Here is a 24,406-nt window from a genome sequence, read left to right as displayed (position 1 = left end):
GCTGGCCGGACGGCGAAAGGGGTGATCGGTCGCGGCAGGGGCGGTCGATCGGCCGGCAGGGGCGCCTGGCCGGAGGAAGGTGATCAGGCCGGTACGAGGTGATCGGCCGATCGGGGGACCAGCCGGCGAGGACCTGGCCGGCCGAGCGAGAGGGGCGGGGCGCTGCTGGGGGTCAGACCCCGAGAACGCGCCGGCCGCTGGCGAGCAGGACGGTGTCCTCCTGCGGCGGGTGCACCCTGATACAGAGCGCGTCCCGCAGGTGCCGCTCCAGTTGGTGGTGCCGGGACAGGCCCGGGTTGCCCAGCGCCGCGACGGCGGCCTGGGTCGCGGCGATCACCGAGCGGGCGATCGCCACCTTGACGTTGGACAGCTGCGGCAGGATCGACGCGTCGCCGGCCTCGGCCCGCAGCAGGGCGCCGTGCAGCAGCGTCTCGGCCTGAGTGATCTGCAGGTCGATCTCGCCGGCGACCGCCTGGATGCGCTCGGTCTGCGCGACCGGCTTCCCGAGCGCCGAGGGCACCCGGTCGCGGGCGAACTCGGCGAACGCCGTCCGGGCCGCGCGGGCGACGCCCACGTACAGCGCGGCGTGGCCGAAGCCGCCCGGCCCGGCCATCGCGGCCGGGTCCCGGTACACGCCGTCCGGCCCGCGCGGGATCTCGACGAAGGCGTCGGCGGGCAGCTCGACGTTCTCGTAGACCACGTCGTCGGTGTGGGTGGCCCGCAGGCCGACGTGGTCCCAGGTCGGTATCCAGCTGATGCCGGGCAGGTCGCCCGGCACGATGATGTGCCCGACTCGGGGCCGCGCCGCGTCGCCGTCCGGCTCGTCGGCCGTGGCCCACAGGACGTGGTACGCGAGCGCCTCGCCGCCACTCCCGTAGGCCTTGTGGCCGTTGACGACCCAGCCGTCGGCGGTGCGGGTGGCCGTCGTCCTGGGGATGCCGCCCCGGGCGGGCGCGCCCAGCTCCGGCTCGGCGCGGATCGCGTTGACCAGCGCCGGGCCGTCCAGCGACCGGCGCAGCAGGTCGTCGTAGTAGGCCGCCGGCCAGTGCGGGTGCGCGGCCTGGCCGGCGTGGCTCATCAGCAGGTTCGACGCGAGCAGGCCGACGGAGGCGTCGCCCTCGCCGATCGCGGTGAGGATGCGGACCAGCTCGCGCTGGCCGACCCCGGGTCCGCCGAACTGCGTCCCGACGGTGGCGGTGAGCAGGCCGGCCCGGTGCGCGACCCGCAGCCCGGCCCACGGGGTCTCGCCGCTGCGGTCGTACCCGGCCGCGGTCGCGGCGATCTCCGTGGTGACCGCCGCGAGCGCCTCCGTCGACAGGTCCGGGACCGGGAAGGTGAACGTCTCCGTGGCGGTGGTCACTGTGAGCCTGCCGTTGCGTACTGGCCGTACTCGGGCGCGTAGTTGCCCAGGTGGTTGGCCTGCAGGGTGCCGCGCTGGCCGGTCGCCTTGCGGTGCGCGATCTCCTGCCGGACCAGCGGCAGCACGTAGCGGCCGTAGTCGACCGCGTCGGCGAGCGTGTCGTAGCCGCGGATCGAGACCAGCGACGCGCCCCGGTCGACGTAGTCGAGGATCGCCGCGGCGACTGTCTCCGGCGAGCCGACCAGCGCGGTCGACGCACCGGCGGCGTTGGTGACGGCGGCGGTCTTCGTCCACAGTGCCCGGTCGTAGAGCTCGGAGCGGGTCGCGAACGCCAGCGCACGCTGCGAGCCGACGTTCTGCGGGGAGGTCCCGACGAACCGCTTCGCGGCGGAGCCGGCCTTCGCGAAGGTGGCGGCGACCTTGGCGACGTACTCGTGCGCCTTCTCCCAGGCGAGCTGGTCGGTCTGCGCGATGATCGGGCGGAAGGTGACCCAGATCCGCGGCAGCGTGGTCCTCCCGGCGGCGCGCGCGATCCCGTTGACCCGCTCGATCTCCGAGCGCAGGTCGTCGAGCGGCTCGCCCCAGAAGGAGAAGATGTCGGCCTTCTCGCCGCCGACCTGGAAGGCCTCGTCGGACTGGCCGCCGATCGAGATCGGGACCGGCGCCGCATAGGGCGCGAAGCCGGGGCCGAAGTCGTCGAACTTGTAGAACTCGCCAAAGTGGCTGAACGGCGCGGCCTCGGTCCACGAGCGGCGCAGCACCTCGATGTACTCCGAGGTCCGTGCGTAGCGCCTCTCCTTCGGCAGGTAGTCGCCCTGCCGGGCCTGCTCCGCGTCGGACCCGCCCGAGATGAGGTGGACGACGGCCCGGCCCTCGGTCAGTTGGTCCAGCGTCGCGAGCTTCTGCGCGCCGACCGTCGGGAAGGTGGTGTTCGGCCGCAGCGCGACGATCGGGCGAAGCCGCTCGGTGAGCTGTCCGACGGCGCTGGCGACGACGAACGAGTCGGCGCTGTTCGAGCCGTAGGGCAGCAGGGTGTAGTCATAGCCGCCCTCCTCCAGCGAGCGGACGTAGCGGCGGAAGTACTTCAGGTCGATCCCACGGGTGGGGATCGGGTTGAGCTCGGTCGACGGGTTCAGGTGCGAGAGGCTGATGAACTCGACCTCGGGCGCAGCGGTCGCGGGGATGGCGGAACCGAAGTCGGGCGCGGTGGTCACGCGGGGCTCCTCTCGGCGCGGCGGAACGGCGGGGTTCGGGGTGGCGTTGACCGCGCTGATGAACTCGACGGGGTGGCTCGCCTGGCTGGCGGTGCCCGCGGAGCTCTCGGTCTCGGACCTCGGCGACGGGGCGGACTCGGTCATGCGATCGTCCGATCTTGCTGGTCGGGGCCGGGGCCGGGGCCGGTGGCCACGGGGCGAGACAGGTCGGCCGACCAGGCCGACCAGGAGCCCGGGTAGAGGGCCGCGTCGATGCCGGCGACGGCCAGCGCGGCGATCTCGTGGGCGGCGGTGACGCCGGAGCCGCAGTAGACGCCGACCGGCTCGCCGGCGTCGGCGGCCGTGGTGAGGACGGCGAACCGCTCGCGCAGCGCGGCCACCGGCAGGAACCGGCCATCGGCGCCGAGGTTGGCCGCGGTCGGGAGACTGACCGCACCGGGGATGTGACCGGCCCGGGAGTCGATCGGCTCGACCTCGCCGCGGTAACGCTCGGCCCCGCGGGCGTCGGCGAGCACACCACTGGCCGGCAGCGCCGCCGCGGCGTCGGCGTCCAGCACCGGCAGGTGGCCAGCGCTCAGCCGGATGTCGCTCGGCTCGGGCCGCTGCGCTCCGGCGACGACCGGACCGCCGGCGGCGCTCCAGCCGGCGAGGCCGCCGTCGAGGATCCGGACGTCGCCGACCCCGGCCCAGCGCAGCAGCCACCAGGCACGCGCCGCGCTCTGGCCGCCGTTGTCGTCGTAGACGACGACCGGCTGGCCCGCGCGCAGGCCCCAGCGACGGGCGGCCCGTTCGAGGTCCGCCAGCTCCGGCAGCGGGTGGCGGCCCGCCGCCTTCGACGCGGGCGCGGCCAGCTCCGAGTCCAGGTCGACGTAGACGGCGCCCGGAAGATGGCCGTCCAGGTAGTGCTTCTCCCCATCCGGGTCACCGAGTGCCCAGCGCACGTCCAGCAGCGCGGGCACCACCGCGCCGGCGAGCTCCGCCCGCAGGGTGTCGGCGTCGACGAGGACCGTCGCCGCCGCGAGCACCTGGGCGAGGTCGTCGGCCGGCAGCGACCCGGGAGGCGTCCGCTCCGCCACCGCGCGCTGTACGCGGGCCGCGACGGCGGCGTTGACCGGGGCCCGCCGGCCGGCCAGCCGGGCGAGCAGCGCGATCTCGCCGTTGAGGAAGTCGGTCTCGGCGTCGCGGGAGCGCGCCAGGCTCTGCCAGGTGGAGCTGCCACCGCGCTCGTGCCCCTCGATCGGGCGGAACGCGAAGCGGTCCAGCCGCAGCGTGCTTTCCGGGGCGACGTCGGCCGGGTCGTAGCCCGCCGCCGCCAGCACCGCGCGCGCCTCGTCCTGGACGAGCCGCGCGGCACGCTCGCGTCGCGGGCCGGGCGCGTAGAGGGCGTCGAGCGCGAACGTCGCGCTGCCCAGCAGCTTCGCGGCCTTCCAGCGGGAGAGATCGGTGACCAGCTGCGCCTCGAAGCCGGCCGCGACCAGGTCGTCGGTGATCTCCAGGGCCGCCGCGGACGCGGGACCGTCCGGGTAGGTGCCGAGCCAGAAGACCCCGCGGGCCGGCCCGGCCGGGTTCGACACCTCGCCGTCAGCCACGTAGGTCGACGGCACCCAGACCACCGAGCCCACGACCGTGGCGAACCGGCGCAGCGCCGCGCGCTCGGCCTCCAGCCCGTTCTGCACGGTCAGGACCGGCAGCACCTCACCGGCCCGCCACGCGCCACCGGCCACGGGCTGGCGGGCCCACTCGGCGAGCACCTCGTCGGCCTGCTGGGCCTTGGTCGCGAGGACCAGCACGTCCCCGAGCGCGAGACCGACCTCGTCCGGGCCGCCGGCGGCAGGGACGTCGAGCGCCCACGAGCCGTCCGGGTTGAAGTAGCGGACCTGGCCGGCGCGCAGCAGCTCCAGCTGGCGCCCCCGGCCGACCAGGACGACCTCGCGGCCGGCCCAGCGCAGCTCGGCGGCCAGCGTCACCCCGACGGCGCCGGAACCGACGATCACGTATCTAGGCATCGGTGCCCACCGGCGCGCGCAGCGGCTCGGTCACCGCGATCGGGGTCAGCTCGGCGCTGGCGCGCAGCCGCTCGAGGAACTGCACCACCGCCGCGGCGACGGTGCGGTGTGTCTGGTCGTTCAGCGCGTCGTGACGGCCGCCCGCGATCGTCACCAGCTCGGCGCGCGGCGCCGCCGCGTACCAGCCGCGGGCCCCGGCGACCGGGCTGACGATGTCGTCGCGGCCGTGCAGACCGAGCAGCGGCAGGTCGAGCCGGCCGGGGATGGCCGGGTCGAGCCAGGCGGCGGGCGGGTCGGCGAACAGCGCCGCCCGGCGCACGCCCCCGGCGGTGATCCGGGCCTGGTGGGCCGGGCACGCGGTCCGGATGCCGAGCTCCTCGTCCCACTCGGTGGCCGCCGAGTGGCTGACGCGGGCCGGCAGGCCGGCCAGCACGAGCGCGGCCACCGCGGCCAGCTCGCCGTTCGCCGCGAGGTAGGTGGCGAACGCCGCGCCCGCGTCCGAGCCGACCACGATCCGCGGCACCTCCGCGTCCGCCTTGGCCAGCACGTCGAGCAGCTCGTCGCGGGCCCGGCCGGGATCGTCGCTGGGCGCCGCCACGGCGTGGACCCGGTAGGCGTCGTTGGCCAGCCGTCGACCGAACCGCTCGTAGACCTGCGGGTCCTCCCCGCGGCCGGGCAGCACGACGAGCGTGCCGCGCAGCGCCGGGCCGCTGGGCTCGTGCCAGCTGCGGACAGCCGTCTCGGGGGCGAGGGTCATGACGGACCTTTCGTCGAGGAGGTCGAGGGCAGGCGCCAGCGCGCCGCGTCGGGCGGCCTCGGGCAGGGCAGGAGACAACAGCCGGCGACACCGGCGGCCTGGGCGAAGGCGCCGACCGCCGGGCACTGGGGGCCGGGCGGTCGCACGACAAGGAGGTGGTGCCGCGCGCCGGCGCGGCGGTAGTTACGGCGTCAGCGGGTCAACGACAACAGGTGGCGCCGCGGCGCATGAAGTCGATCACGCGACGGCGCGTGAGGCGCCGTCCGGAAGCGCGCAGGGACGCGGCCGAGCGTTCGGCGACCGACCGCGGCACACGGTCCTCGCGACTCATCTCGACCATGTCAGTGAACATAGTAGATTGATGCCTCGGCGGCCAACGACGATTCGCGATCGCACCGATCGCGAACGCTTATCACCCCGGCCGGAATCACGGCTACGATCCGTGATGGCGTTCCGCCGGTCGAGGCCAATCAGCGCAACCCCCGATCGAGAAACGACAGCCCAGCTACCCTGTCGACATGGTGGGCGTACTGGACATAGTCGCGCTCCGCAGTCTTACGTCGATCGCGGACTCCGGCGGCTTCCGCCGGGCGGCCGACAGCCTGCACCTGTCCCAGTCCGCCGTAAGCCAGCACGTCCGGCGCCTCGAACAGGTCTGTGGCCGTCCCCTGGTACGCCGCGGCGGCAACCGCGCGCACTTCACCCCGGAGGGCGAGCTGCTCCTCGCCGAGGCACGCAAGATCCTGGCGGCCCACGATGACGCCCTCGAACGCCTGCGCGCGGCGCACAGCCCCGAGCGCACCCTGGTGATCGGGGCCACCGAGCACGCCGCCGACCTGCTGCTTCCCTCGATCACCGCCCGGCTGCGGACAAGCTTCCCCGGCTGCTCGGTCCGGTTCCGGATCGACCGCGGCAGGCAGCTCAACGACCGGCTCGACGAGGGCGCCCTCGACGCGTCCCTGTTCATGGGCGACGTCCGCGGGCGCAACGTCAGCCCGGCCGGAGCGCTCCCGCTCGCCTGGTACGCCGCACCCGGCTGGCACCCGCCGGCCGACCGGCGCGCAGGCATCCCCCTTGTCGCCATCGACGAGCCCTGCACCATCCGCCGCCGGGCCCTGAAGGTGCTCGGCGACAGCGGCCTGACGGGGTCGGTCGTCTGCGAGGCCGGCCACCTGGCCGGGGTGCTGCACGCCGCGCGCGCGGGCCTCGGCGTCGCACTGCTCGCCCACCTCGGCACGGCGCCGGAGGGCCTGGAACAGCGGTACGACCTGCCAGCGGTCGAGCCCGAGCCGCTGCACGTCCGGGGCCGACGCGGGGCACCGGCGGCGCTGGTGACGGCAGTAGCCGAGGCCGCGGGCGGCGTCCTGCGCGAGCCGCACCCGGACCCGGCCGTCAGCGCGTCAGCTCACCGCGGTTGATCCAGCAGGTGCTGACCGGCGACGTCCCTGGACAGGTACGGGCCGCGGAACCCGCGTCGGGGACCAGCCGGTCCCGCGCCACCGACCGGACGGCACCGTAGACAGCGACGCCGCCGAGACCGCCTGTCGAGTACAGCCCACGGCGCCGGGCTCGGCCGTTGCTCCGCGACCAGGGCCAGGCGCGCGGACCGTCGAACGGGCACTCTCCGCAACAAGGTAACTGCGCGCGAGATCGATCATGAAGCTTTTCTTGACAGATTCCAGAAAAGGGGGCCAGAGTGCTAGGAGTGGTCACGACCTCGGACTGTGAGCGGATGTTGCGCGGGGCTGCCCTGCGGGTCACCCGCCCTCGGGTGGCCGTGCTCGGGGCGGTGTACGCGCATCCGCACGCCGACACGGACTCGATCATCGGGGCCGCCCGCGGAGACCTCCCCGACGTGTCCCACCAGACCGTGTACGACGCGTTGCGCGCGTTGACGTCCGCGGGCCTGGTACGGCGCATCCAGCCGTCGGGGTCCGTGGCCCGCTACGAGTCGCGGGTCGGTGACAACCACCACCACGTGGTGTGCCGGTCCTGCGGTGCCATCGCGGACGTCGACTGTGCCGTCGGCGACACGCCGTGCCTGACCGCGTCCGACGACCGCGGCTACTCGGTCGACGAGGCGGAGGTCACCTACTGGGGCCTGTGCCCCGACTGTTCCACGATCAGGAGTCCGGACCGACCCTGATCCGCCGACGCTCGGAGGGAAGTCAAGTGTCCGAGAACCACGATGCCGCCGTTGGTGACTTGAACAGCAGCGAGAACGGCGGCTGCCCGGTCGTTCACTCGCGTGCCCCGCACCCCACCCAGAGCGGTGGGAACCGCGGCTGGTGGCCCAACCAGCTCAACCTCAGGGTCCTCGCCAAGAACCCGGCGGTAGCCAACCCGCTCGGCGAGGACTTCGACTACGCCGCCGCGTTCAGGACCCTCGACCTGGCCGCCGTGAAGCGGGACATCACCGAGGTGCTGACGACCTCGCAGGACTGGTGGCCCGCGGACTTCGCCAACTACGGCCCGCTCATGATCCGGATGGCGTGGCACAGCGCCGGCACGTACCGGATCAGTGACGGCCGTGGCGGCGCGGGCGCCGGCCAGCAGCGGTTCGCGCCGCTGAACAGCTGGCCTGACAACGGCAACCTCGACAAGGCGCGGCGGCTGCTCTGGCCGGTGAAGAAGAAGTACGGCCAGAAGATCTCCTGGGCCGACCTGATGGTCCTCGCCGGCAACGTCGCCCTGGAGTCGATGGGCTTCCAGACCTTCGGCTTCGGCGGCGGCCGCCCGGACGTCTGGGAGCCCGAGGAGGACGTGTACTGGGGCCCCGAGACGACCTGGCTCGGCGACGAGCGCTACACCGGCGACCGGGAGCTGGAGAACCCGCTGGGCGCGGTGCAGATGGGCCTGATCTACGTCAACCCGGAGGGCCCGAACGGCACCCCCGACCCGATCGCCTCGGCCCGCGACATCCGCGAGACGTTCCGCCGGATGGCGATGGACGACGAGGAGACCGTCGCGCTGATCGCCGGCGGCCACACCTTCGGCAAGACGCACGGCGCCGGCCCGGCGGACAACGTCGGCCCCGAGCCGGAGGGCGCCCCGATCGAGCAGCAGGGCCTCGGCTGGAAGAGCGCGTACGGCACGGGCAAGGGCGGCGACGCCATCACCAGCGGCCTCGAGGGCACCTGGACCCCCACGCCGACCATCTGGGACAACAGCTTCTTCGAGACCCTGTTCGGCTACGAGTGGGAGCTGTTCGACAGCCCCGCGGGCGCGCACCAGTGGCGCCCCAAGGACGGCGCCGGCGCGGACGCCGTCCCCGACGCGCACGACCCGTCGAAGCGCCACGCCCCGACGATGCTCACGACGGACCTCGCGCTGCGGCTCGACCCGGTCTACGAGACCATCTCGCGGCGCTTCAAGGACAACCCGGACGCCTTCGCGGACGCCTTCGCGCGGGCCTGGTTCAAGCTCACCCACCGCGACATGGGCCCGGTCGCGCGCTACCTGGGGCCCGAGGTCCCGACCGAGGAACTGCTCTGGCAGGACCCGGTCCCCCCGGTGACCAGCCCGCTGGCCGACGCGGCCGACGTCGCCGCTCTCAAGGCCCAGGTGCTCGCGTCGGGCCTGTCTGTCCCGCACCTGGTCTCGGCCGCGTGGGCCGCCGCCTCGACGTTCCGCGGCAGCGACAAGCGCGGCGGCGCCAACGGTGGGCGCATCCGCCTGGAGCCCCAGCGTGACTGGGAGGTCAACGAGCCCGACCAGCTCGCGACGGTCCTGCGGACCCTGACCGGGATCCAGGAGGCCTTCAACGGCGCCCAGCCCGGTGGCAAGCAGGTCTCGCTGGCCGACCTGGTCGTGCTCGCCGGCGACGCCGCCGTCGAGAGGGCCGCGAGGAGCGCCGGTGTCGAGGTCGAGATCCCGTTCATCCCGGGCCGCACCGACGCGTCGCAGGAGCAGACCGACGTCGAGTCGTTCGCCGCGCTGGAGCCGATCGCGGACGGGTTCCGTAACTACCTGGGGAAGGGCCAGCGCCTGCCGGCCGAGTTCCTGCTGGTCGACCGGGCGAACCTGTTGACGCTCTCCGCCCCGGAGATGACGGTCCTGGTCGGCGGCCTGCGTGTCCTCGGCGCGAACTACCAGCAGTCGCCGCTCGGCGTCCTGACCGCGGCCCAGGGGGCGCTGACGAACGACTTCTTCGTCAACCTGCTCGACCTGGGCACGACCTGGGCCCCGACAACGCAGGACGCGGACGTCTTCGAGAGCCATGACGAAGGCGGCCGGGTCAGGTGGACCGGCAGCCGCGTGGACCTGGTCTTCGGCTCGAACTCCGAGCTGCGGGCGATCGCGGAGGTGTACGCGAGCGACGACGCGAAGGAGAAGTTCGTGCACGACTTCGCCGCGGCCTGGGCCAAGGTCATGAACCTCGGCCGCTACGACCTGGGCTGATCGCGACCGAGGTTTCCCGGGCGGCCCGGGCCGCCCGGGAAACCCTTGGCCTGCCGTCGGCCGGGACGCGGCCTGGCCGCCAGCCGGGACGAGGGGTACGCATCCCTTCACTCACCGTCGCGGTCTGCGCCCAGACGGGTAGGGCGTCCCCGTGAGGCTGACGGCCTTCCGGCAGCGGCCGCCCTCGGGCTTCCCGTCTGGCCACGAAGCCCGCCCGGTCCGCGACGGTGGCCAGGCCGGGGACCAGCGCGGCTACGTCGCGCCGGCCGCCTCACCCTTTTCGCGCCATCCATGGGGGTCTGTGCGGGAGATCAGGTGGCCGCTCGTAGGGTCGACGCAGGAAGTGGCACGAACCGGCACTCGTGGCCGCGGACTGTACGGCCCTCCTACGGCCATAACTGACACTGAATGGGTGGTAGGCAGACCATGCGAGTGCTGTTGGCGACACTCCCCGAGCTGAGCCACGCCCTGCCGACGGTGCCGGTGTGCTGGGCGCTGAGGGCAGCCGGCGCCGAGGTGCTCGTCGCGAGCGGCGGCGACGTGGTCAAGATCGCGGGTGCCGGCCTGCCGGTGGTGGACCTGCTGCCCGGCCGGGGCATCGCCCAGTTCCTCAATGCCTTCGACGTGGCTGCCCTGTCCACCTCGGGCGACGGCCCGGCCGAGAGCCCGTCCACTCAGCCGGAGCCCGCCGCGCCCGCGCAGCCATCGGTGTCGGAGGCACTGACCGAGGCCCCGGAGTACGCGGGCTTCCTGCCGCACGTGAGCGAGATCCTGCCCGAGGCCGATGTCGCCGAGCTCATGGAGATGATGCACGGCTTCGTCGAGGTCGCCGAGCGGTGGCGGCCCGACGTGATCATCTACGGCCCGATGACCGTCGGCGCGCTGGCCGCCGCCGCCAAGCTGGACATCCCCGCCGTCGAGCACGGCTTCGGCTTCCTGCGCACCGCGGGCCTCGACCCGCTGCTGCGCGCGCTGGCCGGCGAGGTGTTCGACCGGCACTGCGTGGACCTGCCGGGCAAGCGGTACGGGATCGACGTGGCACCGCCGAGCATGCTGGAGAGCGAGCCACAGGGCTGGTCGATGCGGTACGTCCCCTACAACGGCGGCGCGGTCGTGCCCGACTGGCTGAACGAGGCGCCGGCCCGGCCGCGGGTGCTCGTCACGCTGGGCAACCTCATCCCCCAGCTGTCGGGGTCGAGCGGGCACAACCTGGTCGGGCGAATCCTCCAGCAGGCGGCCACCGTCGACGCCGAGTTCGTGCTGGCGCTGGGCGCCGTGGACCCGAGCGGCCTCGGCGGGCTCCCGCCGAACGTCCGGGCCGTCGGCTACATGCCGCTGACCCAGCTGCTGCCGACCTGCTCCGCGGTCATCCACCACGGGGGCGCGGGCACCAGCATGGGCGCGCTGGACGCCGGCATCCCGCAGCTCGTCGTTCCGCACCTGTTCGACCACCAGCACACCGCGGACGTGGTGGTGAAGCGCGGCGCCGGCATGGCGCTGGACCTGGTGGCCGAGCCCGACCTGCCAGCCGGCCTCCTGGACGCGCTGGTGCGCGACGAGCACCTGCGCGCGGGTGCCCGCGAGGTCCAGGCGGAGATCCGCGCCATGCCGACCCCGGCCGAGATCGCGACGCGCATCTTCGACCTGGTGGCCGGCTGACCAGCTGGCTGAACGGCCGCTACGTCGAGGAATCGGGGCTGTCGGCGCCCGCGAGGAGGGAGAACGCGCGGTCACGCCGCCGGTCCCAGCGCTCGGCCCGCTGCCTGGCCCGCGCCATCTTCGGCGGGTCATAGCGGCGCCGCGCCCATGGGCTTCGTGGTGCCGCGAGCCGGGTCACACCCCAGATCCCGAGCACGGTCACGAAGACGCTGAACATCGCGACCCAGGGCTTCCCCTTGATCGCGGTCAGCACCGTGAGGGACAGGTTGAACAGCACGAGGGCCACCAGCGACCAGCGGGCGGAACGCTCGTCGTCGCTGATGTCGGCCAGGCCGAAGGGCGCGGCCCGGACCAGGAAGAGCCCCGTCAACGCCGTTGCGACGATCACGGCGTCGACCGAGGAACGCCCCTCCTTGGTCCAGTAGACATCCTGCAGGTGGAGCAGGAGCGCGAACTCGTCGAGCACGAGGCCGGCCCCGATGCCGAAGACCAGCGCGAGAACATCCCGCCACGGCCCGGCGCCGCTGGTCCCAAAACCGATCGTGCCGGTGGTCAGCATGATGAGAACACCGAAGAACTCATGATGCACGTGCACGCCACCTGCCGAGATGTTCCCGGGCCACCATCGGACGTTCGCCCGGATAAGCCGGGCCGAGGTTCTGATGAACAGGAATCCGCCGACAAGGCCGACGAGAAGCAGAAGCAATGGCTGGCGACCGGTTCTGATGATCTGGTCATGATACGAGCCGGCAAGCCAGGACCACCTCATGCGCGGAGTCTTGCAGTTCGCCCCCGCGCAGGCCCGGCGCGCGTTTGCGATCAGGGCGGGCCGTCGATATTCATGTGACTCCAGGGACCGGGTCCGAGGCCTCATTCGAAAGGCAGGCGGCGGGCGTAGTGGTCGACGTCGAAACGCAGCTCCCGAGCGCCACGCTGCCCAGGTTCCACCGGGGCCGCACCCTGGCCGCCGGGCGCCGGCAGCGCGAGCGGGTCCGCCGACTGGCCGCCCTGGGGGCCGTCGCGGTCGCCGCGTTGGACGTCGCGACGGCGCTGCTGCCCGCTCCCCGGGGCCGGCTCGTCGCCCTCGTCGAGGTGCTCCCGGTCGAGCTGCCGCAGACCGCCGGCGCCGCCCTGGTCTTCGTCGCCGCCGCGCTGTGCCTGCTCGGGCGGGGGCTGCGCCGTGGGCAGCGGCTCGCGCTGCTCGGTACCGAGGCCGCCCTGGCCGGGTCGGCGGCACTGCATCTGCTGCGCGGCCTGCAGTTCGAGGCGGCGGCGGTGAACGTGCTGGTCGGTGGCCTGCTGTGCTGGCAGCGGGCGGCCTTCCCCGTCCGGGCGAACGCCGCGACGGTGCGACGGGCGCTGCTGCTGGCCGGCTCGGGAGCGGTCGTGGCGGTGGGCGCGGCCACGGGCTTCGTGCTGGCGGTCGGCGGGCATCAGCACGCCGGGGAGTCGGCCCGCGCGGTCGTCGAGCGGCTGGCCGGCGACGACCAGGCCCCGCTGCCGGCCGGGACCTTCGTGACGCCGGCACTCACCAGCGCCGGGCTCGCGCTTCTGATCACCGTCGGGTGGCTGGTCCTGTCCCCCCGGCTGCCCGTTCCGCGCGGCCAGGCCGCGCACCTGGCCGACCGGGAGCGGGCCCGCGCGGTCGTCGCGGCCCATGGCGGCGACACGCTGGCGTACTTCGCGCTGCGGGACGACAAGCAGTGGATGTTCAGCGGCAACAGCGTCGTCGCGTTCGCGGTGCGCAACGGGGTCTGCCTGGTCTCCCCCGACCCCATCGGGCCGGTCGTCGACCGGGAGCAGGTCTGGGCGGACTTCAGTGCCTACGCCGAGCGGCACGGCTGGTCGCTCGCCGTCGTCGGCGCCTCCCGCGACTGGCTGCCCCGCTATGAGGAGGTTGGCCTGCGGCCGGTCTACCTGGGTGACGAGGCGATCCTGGACTGCGCGGCGTTCACCCTGGAAGGCCGGACGATGAAGAGTTTGCGCGGCGCGCACAACCGGCTCACGAAGGCCGGCTGCACGGTCAGCTTCCACGACCCCGCGCGGCTCGGCGGGGAACTCGCGGCGGCGCTGACCGGCCTGGCCGGTGACACCCGGCACGGCGACGCCGAGCGTGGGTTCTCGATGACCCTGTCGCGCCTGTTCGACCCGCTGGACACCGGACTGCTGCTGACGGTCGCGCACGACCCGGCGGGTGCCCCGCTGGGGTTCATCCAGTGGGTGCCGTCCAGCGACATCGACGGCTGGTCACTGGACGTGATGCGGCGTTCGGCGGACCCCGACACCCCCAACGGCGTCACCGACTTCATGGTCATCGCCACGGCGATCCACCTGCGCGAGCGGGGCGAGCGCGGCCTGGGTCTCAACTTCGCGATCCTGCGCGCCATCCTGGCCGACGAGAGCCCGGGGCGCGGCACGGCGCTGTTGCGGAACGCGCTGCACCGGCTGTCGGAACATGCCCAGATCGAGTCACTCTGGCACTTCAACGAGAAGTACCGTCCCCAGTGGCGGCCCCGCTACGTCCTGCTGGACGCGCTGGAGCACGCCGCGGTCCAGGGCATCACCATCGCCGAGGCGGAAGGGGTCGACGAGATTCCGGTCATCGGCCGTTTCCTCTCCGCCGGCGGCAGTTCGTGATCGCGTTCGCCTGGTCCCTCGCGGCCGCCGTCGCGGCGGCGGTTCTCTACGGGACCAGCAGCGTGCTGCAGGCCCACGCGGCCGGACGCGGCGCCGCGGTCGCCGACCTGCTGCGGCACCCGGCGTACCTCCTCGGGCTGCTGTTCGACGGCGTCGCCTGGCTGTTGTCGCTGCTGGCGTTGCGGCACCTGCCGCTGTTCGTCGTCCAGTCGGTCCTGGCCGGCTCCCTGGCGGTCACCGCCGTGCTGGGCTTCGTCGTGCTGCGGGTGCCGCTGCGACGTTCGGCCGCCGTCGCCGTCGGGGTGCTCGTCACCGCCCTCGTGGTGCTGGCCGGCTGCGGCGGCCACCAGCCGGCGACGACGACCAGCGGTGCCGTCCGGCTCGGGCTGCTCGTCGGCGCGGTCGCGCTGCTGGTGCCGGCGGCCCTGGCCCGCGGGACCGAGCCCTTGGGCCTGGCGCTCCTGGCCGGGCTGGCGTACTCGGGCGCGGCCCTCGGCGCCCGCGCCCTGCAGGGTCAGGCGACCGGGCTCGTGCGCCTGCTGGAACAGCCGCTGGCCTACGCCGTGCTGCTGTACGGCGCGGCGGGAACCTACGCCTACGCCCAGGCGCTTGAGCGGGGCGAGGTGACGGCCGTGACCGCGACGCTCTGGTCGGTCGAGGTCGTCGTCCCGGCCGTCGTGGGGCTGTCCGTGCTGGGGGACACGGTCCGGTCGGGCTGGTGGCCCGCGCTGGCGCTGTCGCTGGTCGCGGTGCTCGGCGCGACCCTCGTGCTGTCCAGATCGGAAGGCGCAAACGCTCCCGTGCACGCCACCACGTAGTACGGCCGGCGCCCTCTGGACTTGTTCTCCGCACCTGCACCCTATGGTCAGGACGAGCGATCTCTTGTCGGCCCACCGTCCGGCTGCCGGGCGTCCGGAGGGTGAAATCTGACAGGATTCAACTCGTTCGATCACAGCGGGTGCGGGTTGTCGATGCGAGCCCCACTTCATGATCAAAAATGGCATCGGCCGGGGCATCGAAACCCCATGTGCGGAAGACAGGTCTAGAGGCCCAACACGGCGCGGACGACCCGGTCGCGCAGCGCCGCCGGAAGGTGGGCCAGGTCAGCCGCTCGCCGGCTTGGCGAAGTCCATCCGGAGACGGGTCAGTTTCGAGGCCTTGATCCGCCAGGTGCCGTCGGCCTTCTCATAGGTCTCGTGGTAGTGGCCGAACCCGTTGAGATCGGTTCCGTCCGGGAAACGAACCCGATCCTCCATCGCCCAAATACCGTCCGCCGACGACGGCGAGGTCATGGTGATCTCCGGGGTATGGCACTGATGGACCGTGACAGTGTCCGCGAGCGCGACCCGAAGGAACTCCAGAAAGGCATCCCCACCGGTGACGACATTTCCACCGTAATCCGTGGTGTCGATAACGACGTCATCCGTGAGGACCTGGCGATAACCCTCCCAGTCCTTCGTGTCGAGTAATCGGCAGTACCTGGCCTTGAGCTGCTTGATCGCCTCGATGTCATCCATGGGCGTCATCACCATTCCCTTCGGAGCAAGGCCGCGCCTGCGCACGCCGCCGACGAGACGGTGGCGCCAGCCGTCGCCCGCGACCAGCGACGTCATCCGTCGCGGTTGATCACGAGAGTCTGAACGTAGCTGCCAGGCGGCAGGCAAGTCAAAACTTGTCGGTCGTCAGGCATCTTTCGTAGGCTGTCAGCCATGAGTGCGTCTGCCAGCGGACTCCGACGCACGCAGGCCGAGCGCCGCGCGGCATCCGAGGCGGCGTTGCTGCAGGCGGCGGCGGAGCTCATCGCCGAGGTCGGCATCGATCGGGCGTCGCTACGCGGCGTCGGAGTCCGTGCCGGCATCAGCCGAGCGATGCCCGCCTACCACTTCGGGTCGAAGGATGGCCTGGTCGGCCGGCTGATCGACCACGCGTACGGACGGACCTTCGAAGCGACGATCGCGGCCCTTCACCTGACCGATGACGACATCGAGCGGCTTCCCCGACTTGAGCTGCTGCGCGCGATCATCGAGACCTACATCAAGATCGTGAGTTCCGGCGGGAGCGTCGAAGAACGGGCCGTCGTCGTCATGTGGGGCGCCACCTTCCCCTCAGGAAGCGATCTACCAGCGATGATCCGCGCCGACGAGGCGACTCACGCGGCCCTGACGCACGTCATCCAGCAGGGGCAGCACGAAGGCTCCATCCAGCCGCACGTCGACGCCGACGCGGCGGCCCTGCTCATCATGGGCATGGCACGTGGAGTGGCTGCGCTGTCCCTCTCCCACCCGGACGCGGCCGACCCGGCTCGCGTCCGCGAACTGTGCGGAAAGGCCATCACCGCCCTCCTGGGAACGCCCTAAGCGAGGCGTCACCGAACGGTTGGTTCCGCGATCGCAAAGGTCGGCCCGCCAGAGTGCGGCGCAAAATGGGATGGCGGCGAGGACCAGGACACCCGGCTGGCCTCGTCGTTCGGCCCGGCGGCGACCGCGTACGCGAAGCACCGCCCCGACTATGCGCACGCCGCGGTGCGCTGGGCGCTCAAGCCCGCACCCGGCCCCGCGAGTGCTCGATCTCGGCGCCGGAACCGGAAAGCTGACCGCCGCGCTGGTCGCGCTGGGGGCCGGCGTCATCGTGGTCGAGCCCGACCCGGCGATGCCGACCGAGCTGCGGATCGCGCTCGCCGGTCGCCAACCCAGGCCGGGTCGTGTTGAGCGAACCGGAGGCGGCACCGAGCCGCAGAGCCTTGATCATGTCCGCGCCCCGGGCGAGCGCGGCGGTGATCCCCGCGGTCATCGAGTCGCCCGCGCCGTGGTGGTCAACCAGGTGGAACGTCGGCGCTAACGCGCAGACCAACGCGCGACAGCTCATCGACCTGCTGGCCGGCGCTGACACCCAGTAGCGCCGGCCAGCCGACGGCTCGGTCGAGGCGACGGCGTGCGCTCAACGCACCGCGTCGCGGACGCGATCGATGATCGACGCGACAGGCCCCACGGTCCACTGCGCGGCGGTCGAACCCGCGGTGGACGGATGCGGGTGGGTGGGAGCGATCTTCTCCGCCGTGCGCAGCCGGCGGCCCATCTTCTCGAGCTCCTCCTCGTCGCGAACGCCCCGCACCCGCGGAAACTCCTCGCTCTCCTCGTGCTCGGCGTGATCGGAGACCGCGCGCTCGAAGTCGGCCAGCCTGGCGTCGAACTCGGCGCTGTTGACGTCCATCTTCTCCAGCGCCTTGAGAACGTGGCTGGCTTCGTCCTCCTCGTGGTCGCGGGCCGTGGCGACGGCCTTCTCGACCTGCGAGGTTACCGGTCGAACGATCATCTCCTCGGCGGTCTCGTGGACCGCGAGCAGGGCGCGCAGCTCGTCGAAGGCCTGCTGCTTGTGCTGACCCGTCTCGGTCCGGACCTCGGCGAACAGGTCACGAATACGAGCGTGCTGGTTGAGCAGGACGGCCACGACGTCGTCCGCTGGCAGCGCGGCCGCTCGGGCCCGCTCGACGTCGGCTTCACTCATCGTCATGGCTTCCTCCTCGCGGTGCCGGTTGTTCGTTCTGTGCGCAGGTCTCGCCATGCCCCTGCGCTTCGGGCCTAACCGCTCACACGGACGCGTTTTCGAGGAGATTGTCCTGTTACGCAGCGCTACGACGCCGACGGTCACCGCGGCTCACGGTTCGGCATCATGAACGCCACCGCCGGCACGGTGGCGCCTGTCCCCACCTTTACTGCCTCGGCTGCCAAGCTGGTAAATGCCGGCAGCCCTACCTTCTCGTCTCGACCGTCGAGGCCCTCGGCGCCACCGACAACCTGATCAACGCTCGGTGCTTCCCAGACCGCTCCGACGGGCCAGACCCGCATTCCCCCACACAAACCACCATCGAACTCGACCACAGCACGACTGGACCCTCAAAGGGCACAGCAAAATGCCGCCCGGGCTTCACCCGAACGGCGCATCGACTTCCAAAACCCAGAGCCATCAAGATCATGTTTCGAACTTGGCAACTTTGGTGGAGCTGAGGGGATTCGAACCCCTGACCCTCACACTGCCAGTGTGATGCGCTACCAGACTGCGCCACAGCCCCATATTCGTTTTTCCCCTGCCGGGGGCCTTACTGTACTACACGTTCCGCTGGTCGGTGTTTAGCCGTCTTTGCCGTCCGTGTCCGTACTTTACTACCCTGCCGCTCGGCTCAGCCGACCTGCACGGGAGACCTCCCGTGCGACCGACCGGTGGTCAGCGGGCCGGTTGCGGCCGTGTCGGCGAGTCTATCGGATCCGTGTCCGGCGCCGAGGCGGAGCCCTCGCCGACCAGGCCATCGCCGATCATCACCGTCTGGCTGGGTAGCACCACCGAAGTGGCCCCGGGCCGCGGATCGAAGTCGACCTTACCAGCTCGCGGGACCCCGACATTGTGCTCCCGGACGCGGAACCGTCCGTGCTCGCTGCCCAACAGGGTCCACCGGCAGTTGGCCAGCGGACCGAAGTGCCACCAGGTGTCCGGCGGCAGCCCGAGCAGGTGGCCGATGAGCGACCGGGCGGTGCCTCCGTGCAGCACGAACAGCACGAGGCTGTCCGGGCCGCCCGGGAGTCCAGCGGCGACGAGCTCGTCGAACAGCGCGCCGGCCCGGTCCGCCACCTCGAAGTAGGTCTCGCCTCCCCCGCGACGGATGTCCTCGCCGCGCCGCCAGGCGGCGTCCTCCTCGGGATAGAGCCGGCTTGCCTCCTCGGAGTTCAGCCCGGACCATCGACCGAGGTCGATCTCACGCAGCCTGGCGTCCGACCGGTAGGGCAGCCCGATCAGCTCGGCGGTCGCGCGGCAGCGGATCAGGTCGGAGGAGACCACCAGGTCGGGCCGCATCGCGGCGATGACGGGCGCTACCCGCGCGGCCTGCGCTCGGCCGACCTCGTCCAGCGGCGGGTCAGCCTGGCCCTGGAAGCGCCCGGAGTCGTTCCAGCCCGTCCGGCCATGCCGCAGGAGCAGCAGCCTCACCAGGAGCCGGCCCGCCCGCTCGGGTCGCCGAGGGAGCCACACCCGGCACTGCCGACTCCGGCTCCGGAGCCGCCGCCGACGGGGACGGCGGTCCTGGCCGCGGCGTCCCGGTCGGTGAACTCGATCTGTGGGCAGTCCTTCCAGAGCCGCTCGAGGTCGTAGAAGTCGCGCTCCTCGGTGCGCTGGACGTGCACGACGATCTCGACGAAGTCGAGCAGCACCCACCGGCCCTCCCGCTCGCCCTCGCGGCGCAGCGGCTTGACCCCGATCAGGCGCAGCTTCTCCTCGACCTCGTCGACGACGGCCTTGACCTGCCGTTCGTTGTCGGCGGAGGCGAGCACGAAGCAGTCCGTGAGGGCCAGCCGGTCGCTGACGTCCAGGACCGTGATGTCCTTCGCGAGCTTGTCGGCGGCGGCCTGTGCCGCGATGAGGGCGAGTTCGACGGCCCGGGGGGAAGCGGTCACGCTACGAGTTCTCCAAGAGGTTGGTCGCCGGTGTGGCGGAGCGGGGCGCCGTCGTCCGCGGGCACACGACGCCAACCAGGACACGGTAGCCGTCGACGCACGGGAGGTCACGGCGGTATTGCCCCGGTTCGTCTGGCCCGTGACCAGGGTCACCGCCGACAGACCAGGACCGAGCCCGCCCCGACGGCCGGGGCAAGGCCGTCCGGGCTGGCCGAACGGCCGTCTGACCGGCCCGTTCGCCCAGGCCCGCCTACCAGGGTCGCACAGCGCCGGCCGGCGGAGCCCGACGTGGACCGTGGTCCGCCGGGCGCCCCGCCGCTACCGGAACGGGGAGAACGAGCGCCTCAGCCCTGGCCAGCGGGAAGGCCGCCGGAGTGGGGCTGGTAGAGGCCCCGCTTCACGATGTACCGGACGACCGCGTCCGGGGTCAGGTACCAGATGGGCGCGCCGCGGCCGACGCGGTCGCGGATGTCGGACGACGAGATCGCCAGCGCCGGCACCTCCAGCAGGCTCAGGGACTGGGCCGGCAGGCTGGCGTCGAAGGTCAGCACATAGCCCGGCCGGGTCACGCCGACGAAGTGCGCGAGCGGGAACAGCTCGTGGACGTCACGCCAGGTGAGGATCTGGGCGAGCGCGTCGGCGCCGGTGATGAAGAAGAGCTCCGCGTCCGGGTACTGCTCCTTCAGCTCGCGCAGCGTGTCGATCGTGTAGGTCAGGCCGCCTCGGTCGATGTCGATGCGGCTGACGGTGAACTGCGGGTTGCCCGCGGTGGCGAGGAACGTCATGAGATAGCGGTCCTCGGCCGGCGAGACCTCGCGGTCCGCCTTCTGCCAGGGCTGGCCGCTGGGAACGAAGACGACCGCGTCGAGAACGAACAGCGCGGCGACCTCGCTCGCCGCGACGAGGTGGCCGTTGTGGACCGGGTCGAACGTTCCGCCCATGACGCCGAGCCGTCGCACCAGGGGCGCCGTGCCACCGCCGCTCATCGGTACCTCGGGTCCGGCGCGGGCGACAGCGCCCGGCCGTCGGGGATCCGCCGGCCGGCCGTCAGCCGGAGCCACCGTGGCGGCGCTGCCTCGCCGCGGTCGCGAAGGCCCTTGTTTGGCACCGTCGGACAGTAACGCCGTACGCGGACGACGCGCCCCGCTCAGCCGGGATGGAACCGCAGGGAGTGACTCGCGCCATACCCTTGACAGAGGCGGCCCCGCTCGGGCCGGCTGACATGCGTCGCACCGTGCGGACGCGGAGTACCGACCACACAAGTGCGGAGTACCGACCACACAAGTGCGGAGTACCGACCGCGGGAGTGGAGGCAGCCCGACAACGCGGTGGTAGGAGGCCCGTCGGCGACGAGTCACCGGTTGGTAACCCCGTCGACGCCAAAGAGCCCCACCGAGTGGCCTCCTGGCGGCTAGGCTCGGGGGCGCCGACGGAGGCACTGGTCACAACGGCTCGCGCCCACGGCGGTGGACCTGAACCGCCCGGCTCGACGTGCCCCACGTCGGAACAGCGGAAACAGTGCCCGCACCACCGGTCAACACCTGGCCCGCCCAGACGCACGGCGCCACCGGGCGGGCGCCCTGGCGGTATTGGAGGCCGACCATGCCGGTACCCGGCTCGCGCCCCAGCGGGCGCCATGCGACTCGGCCTGGCCCGGCGCGTCCTGGCGGCTCAAGCCGGCCGCTGTCGGCCGCGCGGCCCGACTCCGCGCCGCCCCGGCCCGCGCCGCCCGGCTCGGGCACGCCCGGCCGGCCGCTCGCGCACCGCCGGATCCGGCCGTGGCGGTAAGCCCGGGCCTCAGCCCGTTCGCCGGCAAGCCGGCGGACCCGGCCGAGCTTGTCGACGTCGACGCCCTGATCGCCGCCTACCACGACGTCCACCCGGACGCCGCCGACCCGGCGCAGCAGGTCGCGTTCGGGACGTCCGGCCACCGTGGCTCCTCACTGAACGGCTCGTTCAACGCCGACCACATCCTGGCGACGACCCAGGCGATCTGCGAGTACCGGTCGGCAGCCGGCTTCGACGGTCCGCTGTTCGTCGGTATCGACACGCACGCGCTGTCCGCCCCCGCGCTCCAGAGCGCGCTGGAGGTGCTGGCCGCGCACGGGATCGACGTCCGGATCGCGCCGGACGGCGAGGCCACCCCCACGCCGGTGATCTCGCACGCGATCCTCACCCACAACCGGTCCGGCCGGCCGGGGGTGGCCGACGGCATCGTCGTCACCCCGTCGCACAACCCGCCGACCGACGGCGGGTTCAAGTACAACCCGCCGCACGGCGGCCCGGCGGGCACCGAGGTCACCGGCGCGATCCAGAACCGGGCGAACGAGCTGCTGCGCGCGGGCCTGGCCGGGATGAGCCGGCTGCCGTACGAGAAGGCTCGCGCGGCCGCGACGGTGCACGACTACGTGACCGCCTACGTCGACGACCTGGTCGAGGTCGTCGACCTGGGCGCCGTACGCGGCGCCGGCGTCCGGATCGGCGTCGACCCGCTGGGCGGGGCCAGCCTGCGTTACTGGCAGGCGATCGCCGAGCGCTACGAGCTGGACCTGACGGTCGTCAACGACCGGGTCGACCCGACGTTCGGCTTCATGACCCGCGACTGGGACGGCAAGATCCGGATGGACCCGTCCTCGCCCTACGCGATGGCGTCGCTGCTGCGGCTGACCGGCGCGACGCCGGCGGACGGGCGGCTCGGCTTCGACGTCGCGGTCGCCAACGACGCGGACGCCGACCGGCACGGCATCGTCACCCCCGGCGCCGGCCTGCTGAACCCGAACCACTACCTGGCCGTGGCGATCTCCTACCTGTTCGCGCACCGGACCGACTGGGCCCCGACGACCGCGATCGGCAAGACCCTGGTCAGCTCCAGCATGATCGACCGGGTGGCGGCCGGGCTGGGCCGGGACCTCGTCGAGGTGCCGGTCGGGTTCAAGTGGTTCGTCCCCGGGTTGACCGACGGCAGTCTGGGGTTCGGTGGCGAGGAGAGCGCCGGCGCGTCGTTCCTGCGGGCCGACGGCACGGTGTGGACGACCGACAAGGACGGGCTGATCGCCTGCCTGCTGGCCGCCGAGATCACCGCCGTCACCGGGCGCGACCCGGGCGTGCTCTACCAGGAGCTCACCGAGAAGTACGGCGCCCCGGCCTACCAGCGGGTCGACGCCCCGGCCAGTGCCGCGCAGAAGGACGTCCTGAAGAAGCTGACCCCCAAGGCGCTCGGCGCAGCCACGCTCGGCGGCCAGCCGATCGTCGCGACGCTCACCCACGCCCCCGGCAACGAGGCGCCGATCGGCGGGATCAAGGTCGTCGCCGACGACGCCTGGTTCGCCGCCCGCCCTTCCGGCACCGAGGACGTCTACAAGATCTACGCCGAGAGCTTCCGCGGCCCCGACCACCTGGAGTCCGTCCTCGCCGAGGCCCAGGCCATGGTCGACGCGGCGCTGGCCCGCGGCTGACCGCACACCGCGGGGCCGGCGAAGGTGGGCCTGACCATCGCCCGACGGCCAGGCCCACCCGGGTCAGCCCTCGCCGCTCGTCGTCCCGGTGGAGGGCTCATCGTCCGAGGCGACCGGCCGGCCGGCCGCCTCGGCGGGCTTGGCGTTCGCGGCGCCGACAGGTGCCGCGGGAACCGCCCGGCCGCCCGTCGCACCGGCGGCGCGATCGCTGGTACGACGTCGGAGCCGGCCCGGCAGCCGGTAGAGCAGGTAGAGGACGGCGCCGACCAGCGCGATGAGGGCGACCACGCCCAGCGCGGAGATGATGCCCTCCAGGCCGCGCAGGAAGCTGCGGCCCGCGACGCGGAAGGCGTGCACGAACCCGTTCTCCTGGCCCGGCTTGTGGACCTCGGCGCCCTTCTCGGTGAGGTCGATCGTCAGGGTGCCCAGATCGCTCTGGTCGGCGAGGACCTTGCGCTGGCCCTCGATCTGCTCGATCTGCGTCTGCACGCCGTCGATCTGCTGCTGGACGGCGAGGATGTCGCCGATGGTCGTCGCCTTCGACAGCAGGGTCAGGTAGGTGCTCCGGGAGGTCGTCAGCGCGTCCTCGCGGGCCTGCAGGTCGACGTACTGGGCGGTGACGTCCTGTGAGGACGTCGTCGACGAGTTCACGGTGCCGACGCTTGTGACGGCGTCCTGCAGCTTGCCGAACGAGGCGGCCGGCACCCGGATGGAGATCGTCGCGGACTGCGGAACGCCGTCACTGGTCGTCGCCGTGCCGGTGATCTGACTGGCCGAAAGGTAGCCGCCCAGTCCCTGTGCCGCGGCGGAGATCTTGCGGATGGAAGGAGCGACGGCACCGGCCAGCACCTCGACGCTGACCGAACCGGTCCAGACGATCCGCGGCTGGACTCCGGCCGGCCGGCCCGCCCCCGAGTCACCGCTCGTCGGGGGTGCCACACCGGAGTTCGTGGGGACCGCCGCCACCCTAGCGGCCGGGCCGGCGGAGTCGGCGCCCACGCCGATCCCAGCAGCCTCGGCCGGTTTCGGGACGGCCATGTCCGCACCGCTCGTGCTGCTGCTCGAGCTCTCGCCACCGTGGGAGCCGACGGCCGTGCCCAGCACGGCTGTCAGGGCGACCACGACGGCCAGCCCGACCACGCCGGCGAGCACGCGACGGCCGGTCACCCGTAACCGGCGGCCGCCGGGCAACGGGAGGCTCCGTCCCTCGGCCACCTCCGTGCGGCCAGCACCTGGGCCTTCCCGGGCGTCCAGCCTCTCGTCCACGGTCATGGCCGCGCTCCTCGTCAGTCCGGGCGGTGCGCCCCGGGCACCACGCATGACGTTGGACGCGCCTGATCCACGAACGGTTCACATCCGCGCAAAACGTCGAGCGACCCGCCTCGGTCTGCCGGCTCGTGCGGCGACGGCGCGGGCACGGGCACGCGACCAGGCGACACCGGAGCGGCCGCGTGGCCGAGCCGGGTGGTGCCGGGG

Annotated in this window: 20 protein-coding genes and 1 tRNA gene; 8 read left to right on the top strand and 13 right to left on the bottom strand. The window is 72.7% G+C overall.

The annotated features are described in order from the left end of the window. Positions 1-172: 172 nt before the first annotated feature. The 4 genes from FRADC12_RS22490 to FRADC12_RS22475 form a co-directional block, all read right to left on the bottom strand. The gene (locus FRADC12_RS22490; protein ID WP_045878125.1) at positions 173-1,360 is read right to left on the bottom strand and encodes an acyl-CoA dehydrogenase family protein; all 1,188 of its coding nucleotides are present in this window, start codon (positions 1,358-1,360) and stop codon (positions 173-175) included. Further along, positions 1,357-2,574 carry an LLM class flavin-dependent oxidoreductase gene (locus tag FRADC12_RS22485; RefSeq protein WP_045880048.1) on the bottom strand — a complete coding sequence of 406 codons (1,218 nt, stop codon included), beginning with the start codon at positions 2,572-2,574 and terminating at the stop codon, positions 1,357-1,359. The genes FRADC12_RS22490 and FRADC12_RS22485 overlap by 4 nt, the downstream gene beginning before the upstream one ends. 140 nt (positions 2,575-2,714) lie before the next feature. Further along, complete coding sequence (locus FRADC12_RS22480; RefSeq protein ID WP_045878124.1) at positions 2,715-4,580, bottom strand: rhodanese-like domain-containing protein; 1,866 nt, start codon at positions 4,578-4,580, stop codon at positions 2,715-2,717. Then, complete coding sequence (locus FRADC12_RS22475) at positions 4,573-5,337, bottom strand: alpha/beta hydrolase (protein ID WP_045878123.1); 765 nt, start codon at positions 5,335-5,337, stop codon at positions 4,573-4,575. The genes FRADC12_RS22480 and FRADC12_RS22475 overlap by 8 nt, the downstream gene beginning before the upstream one ends. A gap of 518 nt (positions 5,338-5,855) precedes the next feature. On the opposite strand from FRADC12_RS22475, the gene FRADC12_RS22470 reads away from it, so the two are divergent. The 4 genes from FRADC12_RS22470 to FRADC12_RS22455 all read left to right on the top strand — a co-directional run bounded on the left by FRADC12_RS22470 (position 5,856) and on the right by FRADC12_RS22455 (position 11,397). Continuing rightward, positions 5,856-6,755, top strand: coding sequence for a LysR family transcriptional regulator (locus FRADC12_RS22470; protein ID WP_045878122.1), 900 nt, complete (start codon positions 5,856-5,858; stop codon positions 6,753-6,755). Positions 6,756-7,069: 314 nt separating this feature from the next. Continuing rightward, entirely contained in the window at positions 7,070-7,483 is a 414-nt protein-coding gene (locus FRADC12_RS22465; protein ID WP_045878121.1) for a Fur family transcriptional regulator, read from the top strand. A 26-nt stretch (positions 7,484-7,509) separates the two neighbouring features. Continuing rightward, a complete protein-coding gene (katG, locus tag FRADC12_RS22460) occupies positions 7,510-9,738 on the top strand; it encodes a catalase/peroxidase HPI (RefSeq protein WP_045878120.1) in 2,229 nt (742 codons plus the stop codon). 426 nt (positions 9,739-10,164) lie between these two features. After that, positions 10,165-11,397, top strand: coding sequence for a nucleotide disphospho-sugar-binding domain-containing protein (locus FRADC12_RS22455; protein WP_045878119.1), 1,233 nt, complete (start codon positions 10,165-10,167; stop codon positions 11,395-11,397). Positions 11,398-11,416: 19 nt separating this feature from the next. On the opposite strand, the gene FRADC12_RS22450 is transcribed toward FRADC12_RS22455, so the two are convergent. Next, complete coding sequence (locus FRADC12_RS22450; RefSeq protein ID WP_232303966.1) at positions 11,417-11,992, bottom strand: hypothetical protein; 576 nt, start codon at positions 11,990-11,992, stop codon at positions 11,417-11,419. Positions 11,993-12,294: 302 nt separating this feature from the next. Here FRADC12_RS22450 and FRADC12_RS22445 point away from each other — a divergent pair, with 302 nt between their 5' ends. Together FRADC12_RS22445 and FRADC12_RS22440 are read left to right on the top strand one after the other, a co-directional pair. Next, complete coding sequence (locus FRADC12_RS22445) at positions 12,295-14,034, top strand: bifunctional lysylphosphatidylglycerol flippase/synthetase MprF (RefSeq protein ID WP_045878117.1); 1,740 nt, start codon at positions 12,295-12,297, stop codon at positions 14,032-14,034. After that, positions 14,031-14,852, top strand: coding sequence for a hypothetical protein (locus FRADC12_RS22440; RefSeq protein WP_045878116.1), 822 nt, complete (start codon positions 14,031-14,033; stop codon positions 14,850-14,852). The genes FRADC12_RS22445 and FRADC12_RS22440 overlap by 4 nt, the downstream gene beginning before the upstream one ends. 285 nt (positions 14,853-15,137) lie before the next feature. On the opposite strand, the gene FRADC12_RS22435 is transcribed toward FRADC12_RS22440, so the two are convergent. Then, positions 15,138-15,551 (bottom strand): nuclear transport factor 2 family protein, encoded by a 414-nt coding sequence (locus FRADC12_RS22435; protein WP_052711305.1) that lies wholly within the window; start codon positions 15,549-15,551, stop codon positions 15,138-15,140. A 192-nt stretch (positions 15,552-15,743) separates the two neighbouring features. On the opposite strand from FRADC12_RS22435, the gene FRADC12_RS22430 reads away from it, so the two are divergent. Then, the gene (locus FRADC12_RS22430) at positions 15,744-16,391 is read left to right on the top strand and encodes a TetR/AcrR family transcriptional regulator (protein WP_045878115.1); all 648 of its coding nucleotides are present in this window, start codon (positions 15,744-15,746) and stop codon (positions 16,389-16,391) included. A gap of 178 nt (positions 16,392-16,569) precedes the next feature. Here the strand turns inward: FRADC12_RS22430 and FRADC12_RS35095 are convergent, their stop codons facing one another. The 6 genes from FRADC12_RS35095 to nadD all read right to left on the bottom strand — a co-directional run bounded on the left by FRADC12_RS35095 (position 16,570) and on the right by nadD (position 20,461). Then, entirely contained in the window at positions 16,570-16,884 is a 315-nt protein-coding gene (locus tag FRADC12_RS35095) for a PfkB family carbohydrate kinase (RefSeq protein ID WP_232303965.1), read from the bottom strand. An 87-nt stretch (positions 16,885-16,971) separates the two neighbouring features. After that, the gene (locus FRADC12_RS22420; protein WP_045878113.1) at positions 16,972-17,544 is read right to left on the bottom strand and encodes a hemerythrin domain-containing protein; all 573 of its coding nucleotides are present in this window, start codon (positions 17,542-17,544) and stop codon (positions 16,972-16,974) included. A gap of 482 nt (positions 17,545-18,026) precedes the next feature. Beyond that, positions 18,027-18,103: transfer RNA gene (locus tag FRADC12_RS22415), tRNA-Ala, on the bottom strand. A 152-nt stretch (positions 18,104-18,255) separates the two neighbouring features. Beyond that, on the bottom strand, positions 18,256-19,011 hold the full coding sequence (locus tag FRADC12_RS22410; protein WP_045880046.1) for a histidine phosphatase family protein: 756 nt from the start codon (positions 19,009-19,011) through the stop codon (positions 18,256-18,258). Then, on the bottom strand, positions 19,008-19,475 hold the full coding sequence (rsfS, locus tag FRADC12_RS22405) for a ribosome silencing factor (RefSeq protein WP_045878112.1): 468 nt from the start codon (positions 19,473-19,475) through the stop codon (positions 19,008-19,010). Before rsfS ends, FRADC12_RS22410 begins: the two co-directional genes overlap by 4 nt. Positions 19,476-19,819: 344 nt before the next feature. Further along, on the bottom strand, positions 19,820-20,461 hold the full coding sequence (nadD, locus tag FRADC12_RS22400; protein ID WP_045878111.1) for a nicotinate-nucleotide adenylyltransferase: 642 nt from the start codon (positions 20,459-20,461) through the stop codon (positions 19,820-19,822). 792 nt (positions 20,462-21,253) lie between these two features. Between nadD and pgm the strand changes: the two genes are divergently transcribed. After that, positions 21,254-22,930, top strand: a complete 1,677-nt coding sequence (gene pgm / locus FRADC12_RS22395) for a phosphoglucomutase (alpha-D-glucose-1,6-bisphosphate-dependent) (RefSeq protein ID WP_045880045.1) — start codon at positions 21,254-21,256, stop codon at positions 22,928-22,930. A 63-nt stretch (positions 22,931-22,993) separates the two neighbouring features. Here the strand turns inward: pgm and FRADC12_RS22390 are convergent, their stop codons facing one another. Then, complete coding sequence (locus FRADC12_RS22390) at positions 22,994-24,202, bottom strand: DUF4349 domain-containing protein (RefSeq protein WP_052711092.1); 1,209 nt, start codon at positions 24,200-24,202, stop codon at positions 22,994-22,996. Positions 24,203-24,406: the final 204 nt, after the last annotated feature.

The sequence above is a fragment of the Pseudofrankia sp. DC12 genome, assembly GCF_000966285.1.
In the GTDB taxonomy this organism is placed as follows: Bacteria; Actinomycetota; Actinomycetes; order Frankiales; family Frankiaceae; genus Pseudofrankia.
Note: the sequence above shows the minus strand (reverse complement) of the source record. Positions and strands in the feature narration are given on the sequence as shown.

Coding starts and splice junctions, on each gene's coding strand:
- FRADC12_RS22480 (WP_045878124.1), bottom strand. CDS start 4,580: ATGCCTAGATACGTGATCGTCGGTTCCGGCGCCGTCGGGGTGACGCTG.
- FRADC12_RS22475 (WP_045878123.1), bottom strand. CDS start 5,337: ATGACCCTCGCCCCCGAGACGGCTGTCCGCAGCTGGCACGAGCCCAGC.
- FRADC12_RS22470 (WP_045878122.1), top strand. CDS start 5,856: ATGGTGGGCGTACTGGACATAGTCGCGCTCCGCAGTCTTACGTCGATC.
- FRADC12_RS22465 (WP_045878121.1), top strand. CDS start 7,070: ATGTTGCGCGGGGCTGCCCTGCGGGTCACCCGCCCTCGGGTGGCCGTG.
- FRADC12_RS22455 (WP_045878119.1), top strand. CDS start 10,165: ATGCGAGTGCTGTTGGCGACACTCCCCGAGCTGAGCCACGCCCTGCCG.
- FRADC12_RS22435 (WP_052711305.1), bottom strand. CDS start 15,551: ATGGATGACATCGAGGCGATCAAGCAGCTCAAGGCCAGGTACTGCCGA.
- FRADC12_RS22430 (WP_045878115.1), top strand. CDS start 15,744: ATGAGTGCGTCTGCCAGCGGACTCCGACGCACGCAGGCCGAGCGCCGC.
- FRADC12_RS22420 (WP_045878113.1), bottom strand. CDS start 17,544: ATGACGATGAGTGAAGCCGACGTCGAGCGGGCCCGAGCGGCCGCGCTG.
- nadD (WP_045878111.1), bottom strand. CDS start 20,461: ATGAGCGGCGGTGGCACGGCGCCCCTGGTGCGACGGCTCGGCGTCATG.
- FRADC12_RS22390 (WP_052711092.1), bottom strand. CDS start 24,202: ATGACCGTGGACGAGAGGCTGGACGCCCGGGAAGGCCCAGGTGCTGGC.